Genomic DNA, 24,503 nt, shown 5'->3' with positions numbered 1-24,503 from the left:
ACCTTAGTAGTCCGTAGGGGAATCGAACCCCTGTTACCAGGATGAAAACCTGGCGTCCTAACCCCTAGACGAACGGACCATTATTTTTGTTTGATGTTTGACTGTTTGTGGTTTGATATTTTTATTAACTTCAAACATCGAACTCCAAACAACCTTTTTTTAAAGAACTACTCCTTTTTTGCGGATGCAAATGTACAATTTTTTTCAATCTCTACAAGATTAAATTAATTTTTTACAAAATAATTTTATAAGTACATCCCAAACGCGCCATAAGCCATGAACAATAAGCCCTAAGCAAAATAATATATTATGCTTACAGCCTATTGCTTATGATCTATTTGTTAATATGCTTTAGCAAACAATACCCTCTTATTTGATGGTTTCCCTGTAAGAATACAGGTTCCTTCTTCCTCTTTAGCATCTAAAGGGATACAACGTATTGTAGCCTTTGTCAATTCCTTAATTTTATCTTCTGTTTCAGGAGTACCATCCCAATGGGCTTCTATAAATCCTCCTTTATTATCAAGAATATCCTTAAAATCTTCGAACGAATCAGCTTTACTTGTATTCTCATCTCTAAAATCACTTGCTTTTTTATACAAGTTTTCCTGAATTTCATTTAATAGAGAAGCTACATATTCTGATATATTTTCACTGGAAACGATCTCCTTTGTCAAGTTGTCTCTTCGAGCCACCTCAACAGTTCCATTTTCCAAATCTTTTGGTCCGATGGCTATTCGTACCGGAACACCTTTTAGCTCCCATTCGGCAAATTTCCATCCCGGCTTGTGAGTATCTCTTTTATCGAACTTAACTGAAATCCCCTGAGATCTTAATTCTTTCATCATCTCCTCTGCCTTTTCTGAAACAGCATCAAACTGGTCGTCATTCCTATAAATAGGAACAATAACCACCTGGTGAGGCGCTAATTTAGGAGGTAATACAAGGCCATTATCATCGGAGTGAGTCATAATCAGACCTCCCATCAATCTTGTTGAAACACCCCATGAAGTAGCCCAAACATGCTCCAGCTTCCCTTCTTTCGACGTGAATTTCACATCAAAAGCTTTAGCAAAATTCTGTCCCAGAAAATGTGACGTTCCTGCCTGTAATGCCTTTCCATCCTGCATCAAAGCTTCGATACAATAAGTTTCTAACGCTCCGGCAAATCGCTCCGATTCTGTTTTAAATCCACGTACAACCGGCATTGCCATAAAATTTTCAGCAAAATCGGAATAAACATTCAGCATTTGTTCCGCTTCGGCTACAGCTTCCTGTTTTGTAGCATGTGCCGTATGTCCCTCCTGCCACAAAAATTCAGAAGTACGCAAAAACAATCTGGTTCTCATTTCCCAACGAACAACATTTGCCCACTGGTTAACCAATATTGGTAAATCTCTGTACGACTGAACCCATTTACGATATGTATCCCAAATAATTGTTTCTGAAGTTGGGCGAACAATCAATTCTTCTTCAAGCTTTGCATTTTCATCAACTACAATACCTCCACCATCTTCATCATTTTTTAAGCGATAGTGTGTTACTACTGCACACTCTTTAGCAAAACCATCAACGTGACTAGCCTCCTTACTAAAATATGATTTAGGAATAAACAATGGAAAATAAGCATTCTCATGCCCTGTTTCCTTGAACATTATATCAAGCTGTTGTTGAATTTTTTCCCATATAGCAAATCCATATGGTTTTATAACCATACTTCCTCTTACTCCTGAATTTTCAGCTAAATCAGCCTTAACTACTAACTCGTTGTACCATTTTGAATAGTCTTCAGAGCGGCTTGTCAGATTTTTTCCCATAATAATTTATAATTTGGCATAATTTTTGCCATATATATCATATACATAAGTTTTTTTAAGAAACCGAAAAAAAACATTTGTAACTTTGATAAATCTCTTAAATTTGAGATTGTATTCGATAATAAGCTGCCTCTTAAATAGGCAGGCGCAAAGGTAACTATTAAAACAATAAATGAATAAAACTAACATGACAAAATTTATTCAAAATTGTTACAATGTGTATTAACGAATTTTAATTTGCTATCTGAACCGGCGGGGACGTAAACCTCACCTACGAATTTAAAAACTAATAGTGATGAAAAAAAATTATATATATTACTCATTGATGATTTCATTAGCCTTACTAATAAATCTAAGTTCCTGTGCCCCTTCAGCAGACATGTTTGCGGTAGACAACACAAGCAACAATGATGGTATTTACACTACTTCAGTAAAAAAAGCTAATACTGAATTTTCGTACTCAGACGAAAATTCTGACAATGAATATTTGAAGAATCAATACCTGAACGATACACCAGCTGAAGATTACGATGATTCGAACATGTATTACAGCGAAGACTCACCTGCAAATGTATATCCTAATTACGGGTCTAACCCTAATTATTATATTTCATCCGGCTTTAACCCTTACGGAATGAGTATGGGCTTTGGTATGAGCTATGGTTATGGAGGATATCCGGGTTACGGCTATCCTAATTACGGATACCCTAATTATGGTTGGGGAGGATATCCTGATTACGGATGGGGATACCCATATTATGGTTACGGTTACCCAAGTTATGGATGGGGTTATCCTTCTTATGGCTATCCTGGCTACGGTTGGGGATACCCTGTATATCCGGTTTATCCGGGAGGAGAAAGACCTATTGTTTACAAAGAGAAAAGAAACTCCAGAGGAGGAAGCTATAAAAGTTCCGGTTACGAAAACAGGATAAAATACAACTATAACAGAAAATCGAGTACCAGTGCTGTAAATTCAAATAATAAAACGACTAATAAAGTTTCCAATAGCGGATATTATTCTAAATACAGATCTAATTCAGGAAGAACTAACTCTTCCAGATCAAAAAAATCGAATAACAACTATTACAATAGTAATTCTTCTACTAATTCTAATACGAATTCGAATTACAGATCGAACAGTTCTTCTTCTAGTAGAAGTTACAATTCTTCTTCATCGAACTCCGGTGGCAGGTCATCTTCCGGTTCTTCTACAAGAAGTTCTTCAGGAGGAAGCAGAAGGGGAAGATAAATAAAATGATAAAATATTTTTAAAACATGTAAGTCACTAACGATTTGCAGAGGATGATAATTGACTAAATATTCACCAAAATCTAATTGAAAACTATGAAAAATTTACTGTTTATATTTTTAATTATATCTCATATATCTTTTGCCCAGAGTATGAGTGACGCTTTAATGATATCTCAAACAAAGATTGGCGGATCGGCAAGATTCCAGGCAATGGGTGGTGCATTCACAGCTTTAGGTGGAGAATTATCGGCTACACAAATAAACCCGGCAGCAGGTTCGGTATTTTTAAGCGGACAGTTAGGATTATCGTGGGGATCATCAAACATCGATAACAACAGCACATTTTACAACGGCGGTAACATTAGTAGCGAAAGTTACAATAATATTAACCAAATAGGTGGTGTATTCATTATCGAGAACAACGATCAGGCATCATCTGTCAACAAGTATGCTTTTAGTGTAAACTACAACAGAACCAACAACTTCTACGACAATCTAAACTTTGCAGGAAACAACAACACCGAACTGGAAATGTACCTGGGCAACAACCTGATGTACCAGGGTTACAGTTCCTTAGCAGCTTCTTTTGCGCTTGCATCAAATGAAATCACTCCTGATAATCTGGGCGTAGTTGAAGGTTTGGCTTTCGACACTTATATTAGCGACATTAACGCTCCCGAATCAAGATATTACGACTCCAGATATCCTGAATATAGCGACAACTTCCCGGTCTATGTAATTTCGGGTATTGCAAACAACAACCTTCAGGAATACGATATATCGAGAAGGGGCCATAGCGGTCAATACACTTTTGCAGGAAGTATGGAAATTGACAACAAATTTCATCTAGGTTTATCATATAACAGAACTAACATTAATTCAACAACAGAAATCACTTTAAGAGAAAGTGGATTTGATCAAAACTCAGACTTAAATGAGTTTACATATCAGTCGTATGTAAATACATTAGGTTACGGAAACGGATTTTCGATAGGAGGAATTTACAGAGCCAGTGAAAATCTCAGAATGGGAGCAGCATTTCACTCTCCAACCTGGTACAGGCTAAATGACGAATACAGCTACAGCCTTGAATCCAGCTTTAATACTCCTGATGATGACGGCAATTATAATTACTTTGCAGAAAGTAATTACTATTACTACGATTATGAGTTAACATCACCATATAAAATAGATGCCGGTATTGCTTATATTATAGGGAAACAGGGGTTGATAAGTGCAGATTATGAATATATCGGATATTCGTCGATGAAACTGGGGCCAAACTATGATTTTGAATATGACAACAGAAACATAAAAAACACGCTAAACTCTACTCACAATATAAGACTTGGTGCGGAATGGAAAATCTCTTTTGTTAGTTTAAGAGGGGGTTACACTTATTCTCAATCACCATATAAAAATACAGACTGGCAGTCGAACACCCAATCGTTTTCAGTGGGAGGAGGACTAAACTTCAAAACCTGGAATTTAGATCTTGCCTACCAGAAGTATACCAACAATTACGATTATTACATATATGAAACCGATTTGGTAGATGCGGCACATGTTAACAGAACAGAAGGTAATTTTGTTGCCACTCTGAGATTTGCGATGTAGCTTCGACTCCGCTCAGCTATCTTGCGGGCTAATAACAGAATGTAAATAAAAATGGCTGTCACCAGAATAAGGTGACAGCCATTTTATATTTTATTATAATATATTTACTTACACTTCTTTCTCAATCACAAAGTTTTCCATGAAAGCAGTAGTGTAATTACCTTTCACATAATCAGGATCATCCATCAAAGATCTGTGGAAAGGAATTGTTGTTTTTACTCCTTCAATCACAAATTCATCCAGAGCCCGCTTCATTTTATTGATAGCTTCTTCCCTGCTTTGAGCAGTTGTTATCAGTTTTGCGATCATTGAATCGTAGTAAGGAGGAATAACATATCCTGCATACACATGAGTATCAACCCTTACTCCGTGCCCTCCCGGAGCATGGAAATAAGTAATTTTTCCGGGTTGTGGACGGAAATCGTTATATGGATCCTCAGCATTAATTCTACACTCTATAGAATAAAGTTTAGGCAAATAGTTCTTACCTGAGATAGGAACACCTGCTGCAACTTTAATTTGCTCGCGAATTAAATCGAAGTCAATTACCTGCTCCGTAATAGGATGTTCTACCTGGATACGGGTATTCATCTCCATAAAGTAAAAGTTTCGGTGTTTATCTACCAAGAACTCTATTGTTCCAACACCTTCATACTTAATAAATGCAGTTGCCTTCACAGCAGCTTCACCCATCTTTTCACGAAGTTCTTCCGTCATAAACGGAGAAGGCGTTTCTTCAGTAAGTTTTTGATGCCTGCGCTGAATAGAGCAATCTCTTTCTGATAAATGAGCAGCCTTACCATACTGATCTCCTACAACCTGAATTTCGATATGCCGCGGATCCTCAATAAGTTTCTCCATGTACATACGGTCATCTCCAAAAGCGGCAGCAGATTCCTGACGTGCATCTTCCCATGATTTCAACAAATCATCTTTAGACCATACTGCACGCATTCCTTTTCCTCCACCTCCGGCAGAAGCTTTCAGCATTACAGGGTACCCGAATTCATCTGCGAGCTTTTCACAAGTTTCAAAATCCTCAATTATTCCTTCAGAACCGGGTATAGTAGGTACGCCAGCAGCTTTCATTGTAGATTTAGCATTGGCTTTATCGCCCATACTATCGATCATTTCAGGACTGGCGCCAATAAATTTAACACCGTGCTCTTCACATAGTTTTGAAAAGGCTGAACTTTCAGCCAAAAAACCATAACCCGGATGAATTGCATCAGCATTTGTGATTTCTGCCGCTGCGAGAATATTATGAGTATTTAAGTACGATTCAGTACTTGGTGCCGGGCCCAAACACACAGCCTCATCAGCAAAACGAACATGAAGACTGTCAACATCGGCAGTAGAATAAACTGCCACTGTTTTTATTCCCATCTCGCGTGCAGTACGTATAATACGCAGAGCTATTTCACCACGATTGGCTATTAATATTTTTTTAATCATGCACAAAAGTCTTTATCTCACATTTGTGAGAGGTTAATCTTTTAGTCTATCCTAATTAAGAAGGATCAACTAAGTACAATGGTTGATCGTATTCTACAGGTGTATTATCGTCTACTAAAACTTTTACAACTCTACCTGATACCTCAGATTCTATTTCGTTGAAAAGCTTCATAGCTTCAATAATACAAACTACACTACCTTCAGAAATTTCATCCCCTACATTTACAAAAGTAGGCTTGTCAGGTGATGGTTTTCTGTAGAATGTACCAATAATTGGTGACTTAATTGCAATATATTTAGAATCATCTTCCTCTGTTGTTGCATTTCCCGGTGTTTCCTGCTGCACTGCTACCGGGGCAGGTGTCGCCTGTGGAGCAGGCATGTGCGCTGCCATCGGAATTTGTTGAACAATTGTAGTCTCTGGCGAAACATTTTCACCTCCAGTTTTGATGGTGATTTTAATATCATCCATCTCCAATGCTACTTCGCTTGCTCCTGATTTTGCTACGAACTTAATCAGATTTTGAATTTCCTTTAATTCCATGATCTTTAATTTAATTCTTTTTATTGGTTAATAAGCCCATTTTATATATTGAGCTCCCCAAGTAAATCCGCCGCCAAATGCAGCGATAACAATATTATCTCCTTTTTTTAATTTATCTTCATAATCCCATAAGAGCAATGGTATGGTTCCGTTGGTAGTATTTCCAAATTTATGAATATTTATCATAACTTTCTCATCTTCTACCTCCATTCTCTTTCTCGTGGCATCAATAATCCTCTTATTAGCCTGATGCGGCGCTAACCAGGCAACATCATCAGCTTCCAAATTATTTCTATCCATAATCAAACGAGCAGAGTCTGCCATATTCTTAACCGCATATTTAAATACGGTTTTCCCATCCTGGTACACATAATGTTTACCGGTATCTAAAGTTTCCTGACTCGTAGGTAAAATAGATCCTCCTGCCTCAATACTTAGAAACTCTCTACCAACACCATCTGATCGTAAATGCTCATCTACCAAACCTAAACCTTCAGTATTAGGTTCTAAAAGAACACCTCCTCCACCATCTCCAAATATTATACAAGTATTTCTATCTGTATAATCTATAATTGATGACATTTTATCGGCTCCAATAACAAGAACTTTAGAATACCTACCTGACTCAATAAATGCTGCTCCGGTTGATAATCCATAAAGAAAACCTGAACATGCCGCACTAATATCATATCCATATGCATTAGTCGCACCTATCTCAGTAGCAACATATGCCGCAGTAGAAGCTACCAACAAATCGGGAGTAGTTGTAGTTACAATAACTAATTCAACCTCCTTAGGGTCAATTCCACTCTTCTCTATAATTTCTTTACCGGCTTTAATAGCTATATAAGAAGTTCCGGCTCTTTCTTCCTTTAATATTCTTCTTTCTTTTATTCCGGTTCTGGTTGTTATCCATTCATCATTAGTTTCAACCATCGTTTCTAATTCCTGATTTGTCAATACATAATCAGGAACATACCCTCCAACCGCAGTTATAGCTGCTGAAATTTTTCCCATTTCTTCCAACTTTTTGATAAAATTTGTTTGTTTTTTACATTTTTATGTAAAAAAAGCCTCAATAACAGAAAGTTCCCCAACTTTAGTGTTAAAAAAACAGGGGCGAAAAGTAAACTCTTTTTTTTAACTGACAAAACAAATATTACTTATTTTAGTTACTATGTAAGCATAGCAAAAATCATATAATATTGAATTTCAGCAAACTACATGTTCCGCCAAAAACAATGTGAAAAAAAATTTAATAGCCAAAATTAATCATGAAAAGATTTACAACTAAATAAAATATGTAGAGCTGAAAATTTGTCATTTTAACAAAAAAAAGGTGGAGCAAGCTCCACCTTTTTAAACTTCACCAATCACAATGAAATTTAACTTTCCTCAAGTTGTGTTAAATCAAGAATAAATCCTTCCATACCGTTTATTCTACTTCCTTTATAAGTTGGATTTGCTGATAAAATTTGTTGTCCTATTGAATTATCACTACATAAACGATCCGTTTTAATACTTGAAATAGTTTCTCCACTAATAACTTCTTCCAAAAGACTACTAAAATCTTTTGCTGAATCTGAAGGCCTGAATTGCGAAAAGTGCTTTCCTATAACTTCTGATTTTAAATCCCATTTATAAAGTTTCAACCAGGCATCATTAACATCCACTACATAACCTTCCTTATCTAATCTATAATATGCAGCATTACTGTTCTTTATAATGTAAGGCAGATAATCTGATTCCTGTTCCATATTATTAATATCAATAACAAACCCTTCTATTTCCACTACCTTTTCACCATCGTAAATTGGATTAACAGATAATATATGCTGTCCTGCTCCCCCATCAAAACATTTTCTATTTGTTACAATACCGCTAAAACTTTCGCCCTGCAGCACCCTGTCAACATATGGTTTCACAAGCTCCAGGTCTTTTTCATCACGCGTAATAGAATAGTTCTTCCCTATAATTTTTGTCCTATTACTACACTTATACATATCGAGCCAAGCCTGGTTAACATCGATATAATTACCATTTTTGTCTATCCGGTAATATCCTGCAACACTATTCTCTACGGCTTTTATCATATGCTCTTTTCTAACCTCATCTTCATCTACATCAACAATCTCCCATCCTGTCAGCATTGCTATAATACTCTCGGTTGGTTTATGTCCCGTTGTAGTAAGATAAACATGTGCTATCACAAAAGCTATTAAAACAAAAGCTCCAAATGTGTGCAACAATGCAGTGTACTCCAAACCTTCAGTATGCCAAAAACTATCAGGATAGATATAATATAAAAACGCGAACCCGGTAAATACCTGTACAGGTATTACAAGAATTTTCAGTCCTAAATATATCAGTCGCTGTAAAGGATTGAACTTATTATAGATTGTTTTATGTGTAGGGTGGGGAGCTCCCTTGAATATCCCAACTATATAATAATTGATCTGAGCCCCTATCAGTTTAGTGGTCGGAATATATTGTTTCCACTCGCCTGTTACAAAGTGCCAGAAAATGGCAAAAATTATTAATACCAAAAATGCCCATCCGGCTGCATTATGCCATTCAACGGCATTTTTAAATCCGAAGATTTCATATGCGCAGTGAATTTCAAATCCCGTTAAAGCCAAAAAGAATATTACTAAAGCCTGACTCCAATGCCAGAATCTCTCAAAACTCCTATATATATATGTACTTTTTTTCATTTTATTCTATTTTACCTAAATACTACTTAGACTTTACATCTTTCCCTTTTATTATCCTTATTGCAGCGTGAATAGTTACACCAATCAGGGCTCCTACTATCAATGCTATCCCTATCCAATCTAATAATGGATTTGAATCTCTTCCGACCATATAAAAACCATCAAGATCTTTTAGCCTTCCATCGGATGAATGACACTCTTTACAAGATAGTGCTTCCGAACTTTCAGATACCATGTGATTAATCGGCCAATACATTTCTGTTTTTACAAAAGAATACTTACCGCTATAAGGCAAATCTATACTCTCCATTCCCGTGCGTGCCGCTTTGTCCCAATCGAAATTTTTCCAATATGAAGTACTGTCCTTCCCAAATAAATGAGGAACAATCAATGTGCTATTTACAGGATCAAAAATTTGTTTTCCCCTGTGAACTTTCACAGGTATTATTTTTGCCTGCGAATCATTATAATCTCCCAACAGTGTATTAAGCTGAACAACCGCCGTAGAATCTACCTTATCGCCGAGCATATAATGCTTTGCTGTCCCATTAGACCAAACATATTCAGGTTCTACATTAGTTTTCCAAACGAAATCACCTTTCTTCGTATGGTAAGTCATATTACCCATACTATCTTTCAAAATCAAATCACTACCATCGGGCTTATGCTTTCCTGCGGTACTCCAATCCCAATTCATTTTGGTAGCATTTACTTTTGCATAGACAGGGATATGGCAAGTTTGGCAAGCAACTTTATTAGTATGTAAATTAAGGTGTTCGTTTTTGTGAGGTGCTTCGGAATGACACTGAGAACAATTTACTCTATCTTCGTCTTTTGAAGAAACAGAATAAAGCTGACCACTAATTTTATGATGTTCCGTTACGTGACATGCTGTACACGACATATCCTTTCCGTCAACAGCCATATGAACATCAACTTTCTTAGTAATATTATTTAGCTCATTAGCTATATCACCATGCTTAACGTTATTTCCACCTCCACCGGTGAAGTGACATGCTCCGCAGTTCTCCTTTTTAGATAAACCTATATTCTGGGCTATGTAATTATAATCAGGCGGCAAAAAGGTTTTACCTCCAAATTTTTTCTCCTTTGTAACCGGAAGACCGGCACCTGCAGGGAATTTTTTATACGTACCGGTTTGATCGTGACAAACTATACAATCTATATTTTCACTCTTGGCGAAATCGAATTTATCATCTTTCCAGCCGTAACCAATGTGACAACTTGTACAACGAGGCTCGTTAGACGATGTTCCTACGCAAAAGTTGTTTATAATATTTTTCTTACCTACTTCTACTGTATCTCCATTTTCTGTTACTGTTGAACGAGACCAATTCCAGTGAGAAGTCATCATAATATCATGATCGGCCTGATTATGACAACTCAAACAGGCATTTGTCACATCCTGAGGCCTTTCGAATTTTTGTTTTAAAATTTCAAATTTTGAGTGATCAACCTTTTTAATAGTATCAACACTATAATTAATCTCTTTAAAATGTTCTACTTTAGAATATTCCTTTTCGTCAGAATCATCAAGCAACATTACAGCAATAATCCATGGTATAAAAATTGCAATAAAAGTGAACAAAACTTTTAAGAAGTTCTTTCTTGTTTTCATTTAAATAATCTGATAGGTGGTTTGGCACTTATACATATTACACATGGTTTTTTATAGAAAAAAACCATGTGTAATATGTTATTAATAATAAGTACCGGTGATGGTTAAAATAATAAAATAGCAGTTAAACTAGGCACTTTTCCTCAATTGGTGATTCCTTGCATGAGTAATTGTATAAATAAGGCTCTCCTTATTTTTACTAAACAATTTCTTAACAAGTGCTGCAACAGGTAACACTATACTTACAATTGCAATTGAAGAAATAATGTAAGGATATACAACCTGATAGAAAAATTGATTTGCTCCAAACGCATTAGCAAAAACCCCAATTAAAACGACTAAAAAATAATCAACAATAAAAATTGCGGCAAATGCAAATAATGAAACAAACAAATATTGAGTTTTCATAATAATTATTTATTTGATACTATAACACTTCTTGTTATTACAGTGGTACAGTAATTAAAATTCCTTAAAAACTTTATAAGTACAATATTATGAACAATAACAAATACGGAGTTAATATTGGAAGTGAACATGCTCATTAGGGTGTTGTGACATATATCACATCACAATAATGGCTAATACCTCAATAAGTCATGATTTACTCTAGCAATAAATTATATTTTTACGCCCTAATTTATTAAAGAACTGATCGCTCTACATAGTAAGAGAAAAGATTATACCTAAAGCAACATGGTAAAACAAATAAATAACTGTAGAATTTGTCAGGAAAAATCTTGTGCAAGTAAAGTATTGAGTGTTGAGCATTTAGACGAGCTTGGAGATAGCTGCAGAACAATAAATATCGAAAAAGGAGAAACTATTTTACACGAAGGTAGTTTTACTTCGCACGTTGTATATCTAAGAAATGGACTTATCAAAGAAACCATGAAAGGAGTTGACAACAAAGAACAAATTTTCAGAATCATTAAAGGAAAGACCTATCTGGGGATGTCATCATTGTTTGGCGATACCGTAAATCATTTTTCATATAAGGCTTTAAGCGACCTGGAAGTATGTCATATTGAAATTAACACATTTAAAAAATTAATGCTGGATAATGCAGAATTTACTTATAAGATAATGTCCAGTTTATGTAAAGAAAACCTACACAACTACGATAAACTTCTAAAGCAAGGGCAAAAAAAGATATATGGCCGTCTGGCTGATGCACTATTATTTTTTTCTGAAGATATTTTCGACAACAATAAATTTATTCTTCCTCTTACTCAACAGGAAATAGCTAATTTTATTGGAACATCGAGAGAAAGTACCGCCCGTGGTCTTTCAAACTTCAAACAAAACAAAATAATATCTCTTGAAAACTCCGTTATTGAGATCCTTGACATGGATTGTTTAAAACAGGTTAGCAGAACAGGATAGGATTTAAAATTCTGAGATAAAAAAAAAGCGAACCATTGGGTTCGCTTTTTTTTTGTACAGTTTGCAAAAATTATGCTACTGCTTCTTCTTTTTCCATTACAACCTGACCACGGTACATTAATTTACCTTCATGCCAGTATGCACGGTGGTACAAATGTGATTCCCCAGTTGTTGGATCGACAGCGATCTGAGGTGTTGATGCTTTGTAATGTGTTCTTCTCTTATCTCTTCTTGTTTTAGAGATTTTTCTTTTAGGATGTGCCATCTCCCTATGTTATTTACCAGTTAATAAATCTTTTAATTGCCCCCATCTCGGGTCAACTTCCTTTTCTTCTTCAAAATTATCTTTTGGTTGAAGCTCTTTTAATTTTTTCATAATTTCAGAATTTAGAGTTCCATCCTCAATTCCGGGGTGTATTCTCTTAGATGGCTGCGACAACACTATCATTTCATAGATATACTGTGCAACATTAATTTCATACTCGCCATGAGGAATAATCAAGATCTCGGGATCTTCATCATTGAACTCTTCACCGAACTTAACAATTAGTTTCAGACTTCCTTCTAATTCCATATCGAATGCTTCGTTAGAAACATCACAATTTACATTTACCTTTCCGTCGAAATCAAATTTCAACTCAAATAAACCTGGTCTTTTATCGAAGTCTAACACTACATTAAGTGCAGTACTATTAAACTCGTCGTATTCAAATTCTTTAAAGAACTCACCTTTAATTTCGTATTCAAACCTATGTGAACCAGTCTTTAACCCCACAAAAGGTATATTGTACTCTTTCAACTCCGTCATCATCGGTCATTTGTTTGAGCGTGCAAAAATAAAAATAATTTTATTACTACACATGTTTTTTACGTTTTTTTTACCTGTCTTTTTCGATTTCCTGTTTTCTTAATACGTTTTTAGTCAATTCCTTGTATCCATTACGTGTTTCAAAAATCTGAATAGCTTTAAAAACCGACTCTTCAAACGATGTAATATCAGCTATTCCCTTCCCGGCAATCTCATATGCCGTACCGTGATCGGGCGAAGTACGTATCTTATTCAGACCGGCGGTATAATTGACCCCATGATTGAACGATAAACTTTTGAAAGGAATTAATGCCTGATCGTGATACATACCAAGAATAGCATCGAAATTTTTATAATTATCGGAACCAAAAAAACCATCGGCGGCATATGGTCCAAACACCATAATACCATTATCGAACAATTCTTTTATTGCAGGTTTAATAATTTCTTCTTCTTCGAGTCCTATAACACCCATATCTCCATTGTGTGGATTCAATCCTAGTACTGCTATTCTAGGTTTCGGAATTCCAAAATCCTGAATTAATGTAGAATTCACTAATTCTACTTTCGACAGTATAAGTTCTCTGGTAATACTTTCAGAAACTTTTGAGATTGGGATATGCCCCGTAAACACTCCGACACGCAAATCATCTGAAACCATTAACATCAAGCTTTCACCATTCAATGCATTTGAAAGATATTCAGTATGTCCCGGAAATTTGAACTCTTCTGACTGAATATTATTTTTATTAATTGGAGCTGTAACCAATACATCTATCTCTTCATTTCGCAAAGCATCTGTAGCAGCATTTAACGATTCAAGAGCATATTTACCAGCTGTTTGTGTAGATTTACCAAACTCTACATTAACTCCTTCATTCCAAAGATTCACAATGTTGAACTTACCATTTATTGCCTCGGAAGCATGTTCTATTCCATTGATAGGAGTATTTATTTTTAAAATTTTCTTTTGAAATGAAACAACCTTTGTTGATGCGAACAAAATTGGTGTACAAAAATCAAACATCCCATTTCGTTCAAATGTTTTAAGGATTATTTCTACCCCAATTCCATTAAGGTCTCCAACTGAAATTCCTACTTTAATTTTTTCTTTTTTAGTCATTTGAAAGATTCTTCATGAAATTATATAATAAACGTACACCTACACCTGTTCCTCCTTTAGGTCGGTACGAACTCTTTGACTCCAAATATGCAGGACCTGCAATATCGAGGTGCAACCAAGGATAGTCAGTGAAATGCTCCAAAAACTTACCTGCCGTAATTGTACCTGCATCTCTTCCTCCAATATTTTTAAGGTCTGCTATTTCACTCTTAATCAGTTCAGCATACTCTTCCCAAAAAGGCAAACTCGCCAAACGTTCATATACATTGTTTCCTGATTCGATTAACCTCTTATACTTACCTCCTTTGGCAGTTCCCATCGAGGCTATCGCCAACGGACCTACAGCAACTAAGGCAGCACCTGTCAGCGTTGCTAAATCTATAACCAGTTCCGGATCGTAATTTTTTGCATACGATAAAGCATCTGCTAAAATCATTCGCCCTTCAGCGTCAGTATTTAAAACCTCTACCGTAGTTCCATCGTACATCTCCACCACATCTCCCGGTGCGTAAGCATGATTTCCCGGGCGATTATCAGTAGCAGGGACTAACCCAACAACATGTACCGGCAGTTTATTCTTTGCTATTGCATAAAATGCCCCGATAACTGCAGCTGCTCCTCCCATATCTGATTTCATAGAATCCATAGAACCGGGAGTTGGTTTAAGGCTCAATCCTCCGGTATCATATACAATTCCTTTTCCAACAAAAACAACAGGTTTGGAATTTACAGCATTATCTGCCTTATATTCCAAAATACTGAAAGTTGGAGGCGTGAAACTTCCTTTATTAACAGCCAACAGCCCTCCCATTTTCAAAGATTCTATCTTATTCTTACAAAGAACATCAACTTTGAAATTTGCATCTTTACTTAATATTTTTATCTGATTTGAAATCTCTTCGGCATCGAGGAAAGACACGGGTTCATTAACCAGAGTTCTTGCTATATTAGTTGCCTCAGCCACATTCTTCACTTCATCCAATTCAGATTGTAATATACCTACAACCTCAACAGTTTCAAGAGTGTTTTTTTTCTTTTTCTTATCCTTGAAATATTTTAAGAACTGGTAATTACTAAGCAGAATAGATTCGGCAGCAGCTTTTGCCAATTCTTTATTAAAACTGAGGTTTATAAGCTGTACACTGCTGTGCTTACGTTTATTCAGACATTCAGTAGCCTGATTAACAAGTCCCCTGACAGCTTCCAAAGTTTTATAATCTTCTTCTTTCTTCTCAGGTACACAAACAACCTTCACCTGCTCAAAAGTGCTTAACTGAATAAAATTTTCTTTTTTATCAAGTTTTTCTCTGATAAAGTTTTTTTCTTCAACAGAAAGAAACTCACATTTATTCACTTCCTTAAATGACTCTGCCAACACAATCGTATTAGATTGTTTCTGTGGATTATTATTTTCTATTAAGTTCATCTCTTACTCTAAAATTTTTAGTTAGTCGAACAAAACCGTTTTATTCATTTTGAACACTTAAAAGGCTATTTGAAACATCCCGTATTTACGACAACCGATAATTCAGTAACATCCAAATACACGAAACTTCTTCCAAATGATTTAGGCAAACAAAGCTTATAAACAACCTGCAATGTAGTTATCATCTTCGATAACATCCCCTTTAAGACAAAAATTATTTTGACGATAATCACGATTAAGTTATTCAAAGCATTCTAATATAATTTTGTACTTTTGAGAACAAAGGTATTAAAAACACTTTGATTTGTTTTGCACCGAAACAATTTATTAAACTGTCCTAATTATATGAAGCGAATACTATATCTTTTTGCATTATTATTTTTCTCTATAAATATTTTTGCCACCCACAACAGAGCAGGCGAAATTACATACAAACAAATTGGGCCACGTACTTTTGAAGTTACAATAACTACCTATACCAAACAGACACCAACAGGTAATGAAGCTGACAGATGTGAACTTACAATTAATTGGGGTGACAACACAACTTCTGTACTAAAAAGAGAGAATGGTCCGGCCGGACCTAACTGTCTGCATATGGGAGTTATGGTAGAAAACAATATTAAAAAAAACATATACAGGAAAACCCATACCTACCCTGCGAATGACACATACGTAATACACATGCTGGATCCCAACAGGAATGATGGAGTATTAAACATTCACAACTCAGTAAATGAACCATTCTTTATTCAGTCAATAATAAAAATAGGAACAGGTTTGGGAACAAACAGTTCTCCTACCTTATTAAACCCTCCTACCGATTTTGGTTGTGTACATACACCATTTACCCACAATGTGTCGGCCTATGACGGAGATGGAGACAGCCTGTCTTATAAAATGGTTGACTGCAGAGGTGCAAATGGACGTGAACTTACAACAACCTATTCTCCTGAATATAACCTGGACAAGGTTATGGTTGATAATAAAGGTACAATCACCTGGGCTTCCCCATTATTTGCAGGCGAATACAATATAGCTATTGAAATTTCGGAACACCGAAAAGATCCTTTAACCGGCAGATGGATAACTATTGGCAGAATCCTGCGCGACATGCAAATTGACATTTTAAAATGTACCAATAACCCTCCTGAAATAGAAACACCTGAAAGTTTCTGCGTTATTGGCGGAGAACAATTGAAATTCACTGTTACGGCCACGGATGAAGATAATGATAAAGTTACTTTATCGGCTGTAGGTGGTCCTTTTCAACAAAATCCTCCAAAACCCAATGCTACATTTCCTGAGCTAATAAATAAATCTACACCGGTTTACGGTGACTTTATTTGGAATACCAACTGTAATCTGGCAAGAAGATCTCCGTATCAGGTTACTTTTAAAGCAGACGATCACCCTTTAGAACCGGATGGTGACCCTTTACCCGGTTTATCTACTCAGAAAATAGTTGAAATAACGATATTAGCCCCCGGTGTAAAAAATCTCTCCGCTGAAGAAAACCCAAATACAGCTAACTTTAATTTAAGCTGGGATAAAACTACCTGTGACAATGCAAAGGGTTATAAAATATTCAGAAAAGAACATTCAGGAGAATTTGAAATCAATGATTGTGAAAGCGGTGTTCCAGATGGATCAGGTTATGAGCTAATAGCTGAAGTTAATAATATTGAACAAACTAACTATACTGACGACAACGGCAATAATCCATTTAAAACCGGTGTGCTTTATTGTTACACAATAACAACTATCCTATACGACGACTCGGAAAGTATTCCTTCTGATTATGCATGTACTACATTGAAGAAACGCTTACCGGTAATAACAAATGTCGATATAGAAACAACCGGATATTCAGAGAATATTCAGGGAGAAATTAATATTATATGGTCGAAACCTACCGAAATTGATGAAGTTCAACATCCAGGACCTTACGCATATAAACTCTTAAGATCTGAAGGAGTACACTCCAATGACTTTATTGAAATTGAGCAATTCAACAACATTAACGATACTGTATACCTCGACAGAGGAATGGACACCTACTCCAACGGATACAACTACAGGGTAGATTTCTATAATAACACCGGAGGAAACTTAAATGAAGTTGGCAAAGGTTATCCGGCATCTTCACCATACCTTAAAGTAATTTCCGGCGACACTAAGTTGCAATTAAAAATAGAGCAGGAAGTTCCCTGGCGAATTGATTCTATAATTTATTATAAAGAAATAGATCAAAGCGAAATTTTTGAAAGGATAGCTAAAACCAATGGAGATCATCACATTGTTGAAGATCTTGAAAACGGGAAAGAATATTGTTTTAAGGCTGATGTTTACGGTTCTTACAGTGTAGAAGGATATGTTAAACCACTACTCAACAGATCACAAATAGGATGTGGTACACCTAACATCAACAACCTTACCTGTCCGCCAACTCTCTACGATATTAAGGATTGTGGGCTAAACATATATACTTTATTCTGGACCAACCCCAATACAACGTGTAATGAAGATATAATTGGATACAAATTATATCATTCCTTAACTGAAACAGGAGAATATAAAATTTTGGAAACATTATACGGGGAAGACAATACAGAATATAATGTCATTGCTAACAATATACCCGCAGGCTGTTTTTACGTAACAGCTATAGATGCTTTAGGAAACGAAACTATGGGAAGCAATATTAAATGTTATGTTCCATGTATCGACTTTATTCTCCCAAATATTTTCACACCTAATGGAGACGGGATAAACGACATCTATCATCCTAAATGGGACAAGGACAGTGGCGTAGATCACGATTTCGACTTTAACATTATTGAATTCGATATAGAAATATACAACCGCTGGGGAAATTTAGTATATAAAACTAATCAAATTGAGATAAACTGGGACGGGACAAATCAATTGAATGGTAAAGCTTGTGCTACGGGAGTTTATTATTATGTTTGCACTATCAGAAAAACGGAAGGTGATCAGGAACCATCTACCGTAAATTTAACCGGATACATACATTTAAACAGATAAAACGAGCATAAGTGAAATTTTCCTAACAAAGGGGGATGATTGTAATAGCGAGTTCCATCCCTGCCTGCAGGACGCAGTCAGGTAGGCGACCGATTAAAAAACAAATTATTAACAGATGAAAGTACAATAACAATGTTTACAGGAATTATTGAGGAAGTAGCTAAAGTTACGAAGCTGGAAAAAGATCAGGAAAATCTGCACATCACAGTAAAATGCAGTTTTGCAAACGAACTTAAAGTTGACCAAAGTTTGGCCCACAATGGAGTATGCCTGACAATTATTGACATAAAAGAAGACGAATACACAGTTACAGCCATACTTGAAACTCTGGAAAAATCGAGTTTAGGAGAATTAAAAGTTGGAAGTAATGTAAACCTTGAAAGGGGAATGCAATTAGGAGAAAGACTTGACGGGCACATAGTTCAGGGACATGTTGATCAGACAGCTGTTTGCACCAACATAAAAGAAGCTGACGGATCATTCTATTTTTCTTTTAAATACGATCCAAAACAGGGAAATCCTACTATCGAAAAAGGATCTGTTACAGTAAACGGAACAAGTCTTACGGTAGTTAATTCAGGACATCATACTTTTGATGTTGCGATTATCCCTTTTACAATGGAACATACAAATTTTGGCACAATGAAGGTTGGCGATACTGTAAACCTGGAATTTGATGTTATTGGAAAATATGTTGCAAGATTGATGGAGTTAAGAGGATAACTCTTTAAACATATAAAAAAACCGAAAGCCTTAATGTGTTGCATTAAGGCTTTTTTTCAGTAAATATTTTGTTTAGTGGTTATTTATTCTTGAGGTTACTATTTTTTATTTGGCGGGCAGTTCGCTCTTTCCATAACTATTTCCCATCCAGTATCATTACCAAAGTATCCATAACCTATGTAATGACTACCCATATCTCCAACAACATTATAGCGAAAATTATCTACTTCCCAGGCTCCTTCTGTAAAATAAAACTTATCTGTACTATGGATTGTAAAAACCTCACCACTTTCACCAATTAATGTTCCTTTCCATTTAAACTGCCACCATTGTCTTACTCCTTTATTTCTATGCCCCAACCAGTGCACCTCGATATCACCACTAATTGTTTCTACATAAGTATCATCACAATAAATATCCAAATAAAAACCATACTCATTATCTCTATAATGAAGTGTTCCAGAATCAGCAGATTTCAATTGTTTTTCAACTTCAGCTTCTTTAACTAAATCATCTGTTTTAGTACATCCTAACCCAAACATTAGGAACAGTCCCAATAATAAATAACCAATCTTTTTCATACAAAGAAATTTAAATTAAACAACCAACAAAATTACAATTTAATACGCTGATTTCCAACTACTTAAAGAACTTGAAACCTTAAGTATAATAATAATCATCATCAAACCTTATTATCCTTCTATTGAGAATTTATTTATAACTTCATATATTAGACCACAATTAAGAAATAATTATGATTGAGGAAAACTTTATTAAGTACATAGAAAGCAGCATAAAAACCAACTGGGACAAAAATGCTCTTTCTGATTACAACGGAGAGGATTACAAATTTGGAGATGTTGCAAAACAAATAGCTAGAATACACATTTTATTTGACGAAGTAGGGATAAAAAAAGGCGACAAAGTAGCCATGATAGGTAAAAATTCTGCCCGTTGGGGGATGGCTTTTTTGGCTACTGTAAGTTATGGAGCGGTTGCAGTTCCGATTCTTCCGGATTTTTTGGCAAAGGACGTTCATAAAATAACAAATCACTCTGATGCCAGATTTCTTTTCTCATCTGCTCCGATTTTAAAAACTCTTGATCTGGAAGAAATGCCACATCTGGAAGGTGTGTTTTCATTAAAGGATTTTAAACTTATATTATCAAGAAATCAAATTGTTTCTGATGTTGATGCAGCCATAGAAAAATATTGCCATAATAAATACAGCGGTGATTTTAACAGTAATACATTTTCTTTGCCCGAAATTCCTAATGATGCATTAGCTGAAATTAACTATACTTCAGGTACAACGGGAAGCTCAAAAGGTGTAATGTTGCAGCACAACAGCTTAGCTGCAAATGTGAGATTCGCGAGAACCCATATGCCACTGGAGAGAGGCGATTCAATTGTGTCGTTCTTACCTCTGGCTCATGCTTACGGATTGGCTTTCGAATTTTTATTCCCATTCACTTTAGGGTGCCATATTACTTTCTTAACCAAAACACCTACTCCGCAGATAATAACAGCTGCATTTCAGGAAATAAAACCGCGTTTAATTCTTTCGGTACCTTTAGTCATTGAGAAAATTTACAAGAAAAAAATAATGCCCCAGGTAGAAGTTCAACCGGTAAAAACACTATTAAAGATCCCGGTAATTAATCATTTCATCCGCAAAAAAGTATTGGCAGGAATGAGTGAAGGATTTGGCGGGAATTTTGTTGAAGTGGTTATCGGAGGAGCTTCGTTAAGTGATGAGATAGAAAACTTCTTCAAAAAAATCGGATTTCCGTTTACAATCGGATACGGAATGACAGAATGCGGCCCGTTAATTACTTATGCCGGATGGAAAGATGCTAAAATAGGCTCGTGCGGAAAAGCTGTAGATACTTTAGAGGTAAAAATAGACTCAAACAACCCTGAAAAGGAAGTAGGAGAGATTCTTATTAAGGGAGAAAATGTGATGGTTGGCTATTATAAAAACGAAGAAGCTACAAAGCAAGCCATTGACGAAGACGGATGGCTACACACCGGGGATTTAGGATTAATTGACGAAGATGGCTTCATATTTATAAAGGGTAGAAGTAAAAGCATGATCCTAGGTCCGTCAGGTCAGAATATTTACCCCGAAGAAATAGAATCTATGATAAATAACAGATCGTTTGTCGGAGCTTCACTAATTAAATCAGAAGGGAATAAACTTGTAGCTCTTGTTTACCCTGATCCCGACAGAGTGAAAGAAAGCGGAATTTCGTCTGAAGAACTGGAGGAAAAACTTGAAAATTACAGAATAAGAGTCAACGACCATCTTCCAAACTATATGAAGGTTGCCAAATTCATTATTCACGACGAAGATTTCGTTAAAACTCCTAAGCAAAGTATTAAGAGGTATTTGTATCAGTAGATACCGAACTTAAAAGAAGAAGAACAAATCCCGATACAACTCTGTTTTATGCGGGGATTTGTTCTTCTTATAATTTACCTTCAGAAGAATCTGATCTACGTCAGATTAAAACCTTCACAACTATTTTAGTAACTCTGGTAGAAGTTTCAATATGAATTCCCGGAGCATGAAGATCATCAGGAAAAAAAACAGCAAACATACCCTGATTAAATTCAATCATATTCTTTTTTCCGTTGTAAAGTTCATAATCTTCCTCTTCATCATAATCCCTGAAAACTACCTGATCTGTTTTTGTTAAGTACCCTAACATCTCATTACCTTCATACACAAACTGAACATCGATATACTTTTTATGAGCTTCAAGCTTTTCTTCACTCTCATGGATAGTATCATAACGATTTACTATCGCAAATATCTCTCCCTTAACTACATCATAGGTTCCATTGCCAAGCTCTTTGAAATTTGTTTCATTCAAATACTTTAAGGCTGTTTCTATTCGTTTACTCAAACCTGAATAAAGGTGTGTGTTTTCTATTTTATCTAAAATCATGTTCTTGTTACTGGTTACTGGTTGCTGGTTACTGGTTGCTGGTTGCTGGTTGCTGGTTGCTGGTTACTGGTTGCTGGTTACTGGTTGCTGGTTACTGGTTGCTGGTTACTGGTTGCTGGTTACTGGTTGCTGGTTACTGGTTTGCTGGTTGTATTTTCTCATTAAATCATAAACACATTAACTCTTCTCCGGCATGAACGAGTTAAATTCGCGGTGTTTTAGTCCCAGGCCGACAGCTCTTTTTACGGTGCCGTTTCCAAAGCGTTTGTTCATATTGTCCATGGCCTGATAGAGGTTTATCAGTTCTTCGGTGTCGTCGAAAAGATTAATTTGATAGCCTCCGCTAACCAAACCGCTTAGTCTTACACCTACCAGTCGCAGCATTACTCTTCTGGAATATAATTTATCGAAAAGTTCTTTTACTTTGGATATCAGTATATGATCGGCCGAAGTATAGGGTATTTTTATTTGCTGTGTATATGTATTGAAATCGGAGTAGCGAATTTTTACCGTTACAACTGAGCACAGTTTGTGTTCTTTTCTCAGCTTAAAGGCCAGACCTTCGGTCATAGATATCAGTGTAGCCTTAAGTTTATCAATATCGGAGGTGTCTTTTTCGAAAGTTTTATCGCTCGAAATAGATTTGCGCTCGGTGTATTGTACTACCGGAGTATTGTCTATACCATTAGCTTTTTTCCAAAGTTTACCGCCGTTCTTTCCCAATGCCCGTTCAAGCATCTCGCGTGGCATTACCTGAAGAGTATGTATTTTGTCAATTCCGAGTCTGCGCAGGTTTTGGAACATAACATTTCCTACCATTGGTATTTTACGTACCGAGAGTGGAGCTAAAAATGGTTTCTCATAGCCAATGTTAATCTTTTTCTGTCCTGCAGGTTTTGCTTCTCCTGTGGCGATTTTAGAAACGGTTTTATTTATTGAGTGCCCGAAGGAAATGTTAAGTCCGCTTTCTTTTTCTATTCTTTTTCTGAGGTCTGTAGCAAACAGATAGCTGCCAAAAAAACGTTCCATCCCCGATAGATCAATATAAAACTCGTCAATTGATGTTTTTTCATAAATAGGAACACTCTCTTTGATTATATCTGTTACCATGTTAGAATAGTAGCTGTATCGCTCCATATCGCCCCTGAGTATAATTGCTTCAGGACACAATTGACGGGCCATTTTCATAGGCATTGCCGAATGTACGCCAAAAGTACGGGCTTCGTAACTGCACGATGCTACTACTCCGCGGTTGCTTTTCCCACCGATAAGCACAGGTCTTCCCAAGAGCTTGCTGTTGTCTAAGCGCTCAACCGATACAAAAAATGTATCTAAATCCATATGTACTATCGATCTGTCCTGCATTTTATTGTGTAAGTGTCATATCGACCGGAGCGTAACGCAGTGAAGTGCACTTCAACAAATCTCTCCATTCCGCTTCACTGCGTTACGCTACAGTCGAGATGACGATTAAATTACATCTGCAAAAATACTGAATAAATGCCATATTTTAAATTCGCAATATCTTCCTGAAGGTTTAGCTTGTGGTTGTAAGTATTTAGTATGTAGTAAGTTGTGAAAGTTTTCAACATTTATTTATCAGCGTAAATATTACCGCTATAAGTTTCTGGATAGCTGAGTTTTGCCATCGTTTTTGTAACTTATCAACAATGTTTGTGGCAGGGGAATTGTGTTTTATTTTTGTCTAAAGTCTAAAGTCTAAAGTCTAAAGTCTAAAGTCTAAAGTCTAAAGTCTAAAGTCTAAAGTCTAAATCGACGTAAGGAGATTCACCGAGCACTGTGTCTCGGCTTAGCCGATGAACCGCTGAATTATATCACTGAGCAACTGCTGAAGGTGAAAGTGCCAGCGAAGTAAAACAAAAGTGCCAGCGAGGTAAAGTCTAAAGAGTGTATTTAAACAACCATTCATATTACAGTTTTCGATACGGAACAATGTCCGTAAAGAACATCCTTGAGCAAACGGTTAAGTTTGGT

20 protein-coding genes and 1 tRNA gene are annotated in these 24,503 nt (G+C 36.1%); 6 read left to right on the top strand and 15 right to left on the bottom strand.

Features of this window, described 5'->3' with window-relative positions; translation table 11 throughout:
- Positions 1-7: 7 nt before the first annotated feature.
- Together ABFR62_05300 and proS are read right to left on the bottom strand one after the other, a co-directional pair.
- Positions 8-79: transfer RNA gene (locus tag ABFR62_05300), tRNA-Glu, on the bottom strand.
- A 262-nt stretch (positions 80-341) separates the two neighbouring features.
- Positions 342-1,817 carry a proline--tRNA ligase gene (gene proS / locus ABFR62_05295; protein MEN8137830.1) on the bottom strand — a complete coding sequence of 492 codons (1,476 nt, stop codon included), beginning with the start codon at positions 1,815-1,817 and terminating at the stop codon, positions 342-344.
- Positions 1,818-2,112: 295 nt separating this feature from the next.
- Between proS and ABFR62_05290 the strand changes: the two genes are divergently transcribed.
- Together ABFR62_05290 and ABFR62_05285 are read left to right on the top strand one after the other, a co-directional pair.
- Positions 2,113-3,069, top strand: a complete 957-nt coding sequence (locus tag ABFR62_05290; protein ID MEN8137829.1) for a hypothetical protein — start codon at positions 2,113-2,115, stop codon at positions 3,067-3,069.
- A gap of 95 nt (positions 3,070-3,164) precedes the next feature.
- Positions 3,165-4,688 carry a hypothetical protein gene (locus ABFR62_05285; protein ID MEN8137828.1) on the top strand — a complete coding sequence of 508 codons (1,524 nt, stop codon included), beginning with the start codon at positions 3,165-3,167 and terminating at the stop codon, positions 4,686-4,688.
- A gap of 108 nt (positions 4,689-4,796) precedes the next feature.
- Here ABFR62_05285 and accC read toward each other — a convergent pair whose 3' ends face one another.
- The 6 genes from accC to ABFR62_05255 form a co-directional block, all read right to left on the bottom strand.
- Positions 4,797-6,143 (bottom strand): acetyl-CoA carboxylase biotin carboxylase subunit, encoded by a 1,347-nt coding sequence (gene accC, locus ABFR62_05280; GenBank protein MEN8137827.1) that lies wholly within the window; start codon positions 6,141-6,143, stop codon positions 4,797-4,799.
- Between the two features lie 55 nt (positions 6,144-6,198).
- Positions 6,199-6,687, bottom strand: a complete 489-nt coding sequence (accB, locus tag ABFR62_05275; GenBank protein ID MEN8137826.1) for an acetyl-CoA carboxylase biotin carboxyl carrier protein — start codon at positions 6,685-6,687, stop codon at positions 6,199-6,201.
- Between the two features lie 27 nt (positions 6,688-6,714).
- Positions 6,715-7,704: a beta-ketoacyl-ACP synthase III gene (locus ABFR62_05270; GenBank protein ID MEN8137825.1), complete on the bottom strand. Its 990-nt coding sequence runs from the start codon at positions 7,702-7,704 to the stop codon at positions 6,715-6,717.
- Positions 7,705-8,072: 368 nt separating this feature from the next.
- Positions 8,073-9,401, bottom strand: a complete 1,329-nt coding sequence (locus ABFR62_05265; GenBank protein ID MEN8137824.1) for a cytochrome b/b6 domain-containing protein — start codon at positions 9,399-9,401, stop codon at positions 8,073-8,075.
- A gap of 22 nt (positions 9,402-9,423) precedes the next feature.
- On the bottom strand, positions 9,424-11,040 hold the full coding sequence (locus tag ABFR62_05260) for a tetrathionate reductase family octaheme c-type cytochrome (protein ID MEN8137823.1): 1,617 nt from the start codon (positions 11,038-11,040) through the stop codon (positions 9,424-9,426).
- A gap of 129 nt (positions 11,041-11,169) precedes the next feature.
- A complete protein-coding gene (locus tag ABFR62_05255; protein MEN8137822.1) occupies positions 11,170-11,448 on the bottom strand; it encodes a hypothetical protein in 279 nt (92 codons plus the stop codon).
- 288 nt (positions 11,449-11,736) lie between these two features.
- Between ABFR62_05255 and ABFR62_05250 the strand changes: the two genes are divergently transcribed.
- Complete coding sequence (locus ABFR62_05250) at positions 11,737-12,426, top strand: Crp/Fnr family transcriptional regulator (GenBank protein ID MEN8137821.1); 690 nt, start codon at positions 11,737-11,739, stop codon at positions 12,424-12,426.
- A 70-nt stretch (positions 12,427-12,496) separates the two neighbouring features.
- On the opposite strand, the gene rpmF is transcribed toward ABFR62_05250, so the two are convergent.
- The 4 genes from rpmF to ABFR62_05230 form a co-directional block, all read right to left on the bottom strand.
- Positions 12,497-12,691, bottom strand: coding sequence for a 50S ribosomal protein L32 (rpmF, locus tag ABFR62_05245; GenBank protein MEN8137820.1), 195 nt, complete (start codon positions 12,689-12,691; stop codon positions 12,497-12,499).
- Positions 12,692-12,700: 9 nt separating this feature from the next.
- Positions 12,701-13,234, bottom strand: a complete 534-nt coding sequence (locus ABFR62_05240) for a DUF177 domain-containing protein (GenBank protein MEN8137819.1) — start codon at positions 13,232-13,234, stop codon at positions 12,701-12,703.
- Between the two features lie 70 nt (positions 13,235-13,304).
- A complete protein-coding gene (gene pdxA, locus ABFR62_05235) occupies positions 13,305-14,357 on the bottom strand; it encodes a 4-hydroxythreonine-4-phosphate dehydrogenase PdxA (protein ID MEN8137818.1) in 1,053 nt (350 codons plus the stop codon).
- Positions 14,350-15,783: a leucyl aminopeptidase gene (locus tag ABFR62_05230; GenBank protein MEN8137817.1), complete on the bottom strand. Its 1,434-nt coding sequence runs from the start codon at positions 15,781-15,783 to the stop codon at positions 14,350-14,352. Before ABFR62_05230 ends, pdxA begins: the two co-directional genes overlap by 8 nt.
- A 345-nt stretch (positions 15,784-16,128) precedes the next feature.
- Here ABFR62_05230 and ABFR62_05225 point away from each other — a divergent pair, with 345 nt between their 5' ends.
- Positions 16,129-18,831, top strand: coding sequence for a gliding motility-associated C-terminal domain-containing protein (locus ABFR62_05225; GenBank protein MEN8137816.1), 2,703 nt, complete (start codon positions 16,129-16,131; stop codon positions 18,829-18,831).
- Positions 18,832-18,963: 132 nt separating this feature from the next.
- A complete protein-coding gene (locus ABFR62_05220) occupies positions 18,964-19,554 on the top strand; it encodes a riboflavin synthase (protein ID MEN8137815.1) in 591 nt (196 codons plus the stop codon).
- Between the two features lie 98 nt (positions 19,555-19,652).
- On the opposite strand, the gene ABFR62_05215 is transcribed toward ABFR62_05220, so the two are convergent.
- The gene (locus ABFR62_05215; GenBank protein MEN8137814.1) at positions 19,653-20,135 is read right to left on the bottom strand and encodes a hypothetical protein; all 483 of its coding nucleotides are present in this window, start codon (positions 20,133-20,135) and stop codon (positions 19,653-19,655) included.
- 176 nt (positions 20,136-20,311) lie between these two features.
- Between ABFR62_05215 and ABFR62_05210 the strand changes: the two genes are divergently transcribed.
- Positions 20,312-21,958 carry an AMP-binding protein gene (locus ABFR62_05210; GenBank protein ID MEN8137813.1) on the top strand — a complete coding sequence of 549 codons (1,647 nt, stop codon included), beginning with the start codon at positions 20,312-20,314 and terminating at the stop codon, positions 21,956-21,958.
- A gap of 100 nt (positions 21,959-22,058) precedes the next feature.
- Here ABFR62_05210 and ABFR62_05205 read toward each other — a convergent pair whose 3' ends face one another.
- Entirely contained in the window at positions 22,059-22,508 is a 450-nt protein-coding gene (locus tag ABFR62_05205; protein MEN8137812.1) for a YhcH/YjgK/YiaL family protein, read from the bottom strand.
- A gap of 177 nt (positions 22,509-22,685) precedes the next feature.
- On the bottom strand, positions 22,686-23,873 hold the full coding sequence (dinB, locus tag ABFR62_05200) for a DNA polymerase IV (protein MEN8137811.1): 1,188 nt from the start codon (positions 23,871-23,873) through the stop codon (positions 22,686-22,688).
- Positions 23,874-24,503 lie beyond the last annotated feature (630 nt).

This window comes from Bacteroidota bacterium, assembly GCA_039714315.1.
GTDB lineage: Bacteria > Bacteroidota > Bacteroidia > Flavobacteriales > JADGDT01 > JADGDT01.
This window is presented reverse-complemented; position numbering and strand designations above follow the sequence as displayed.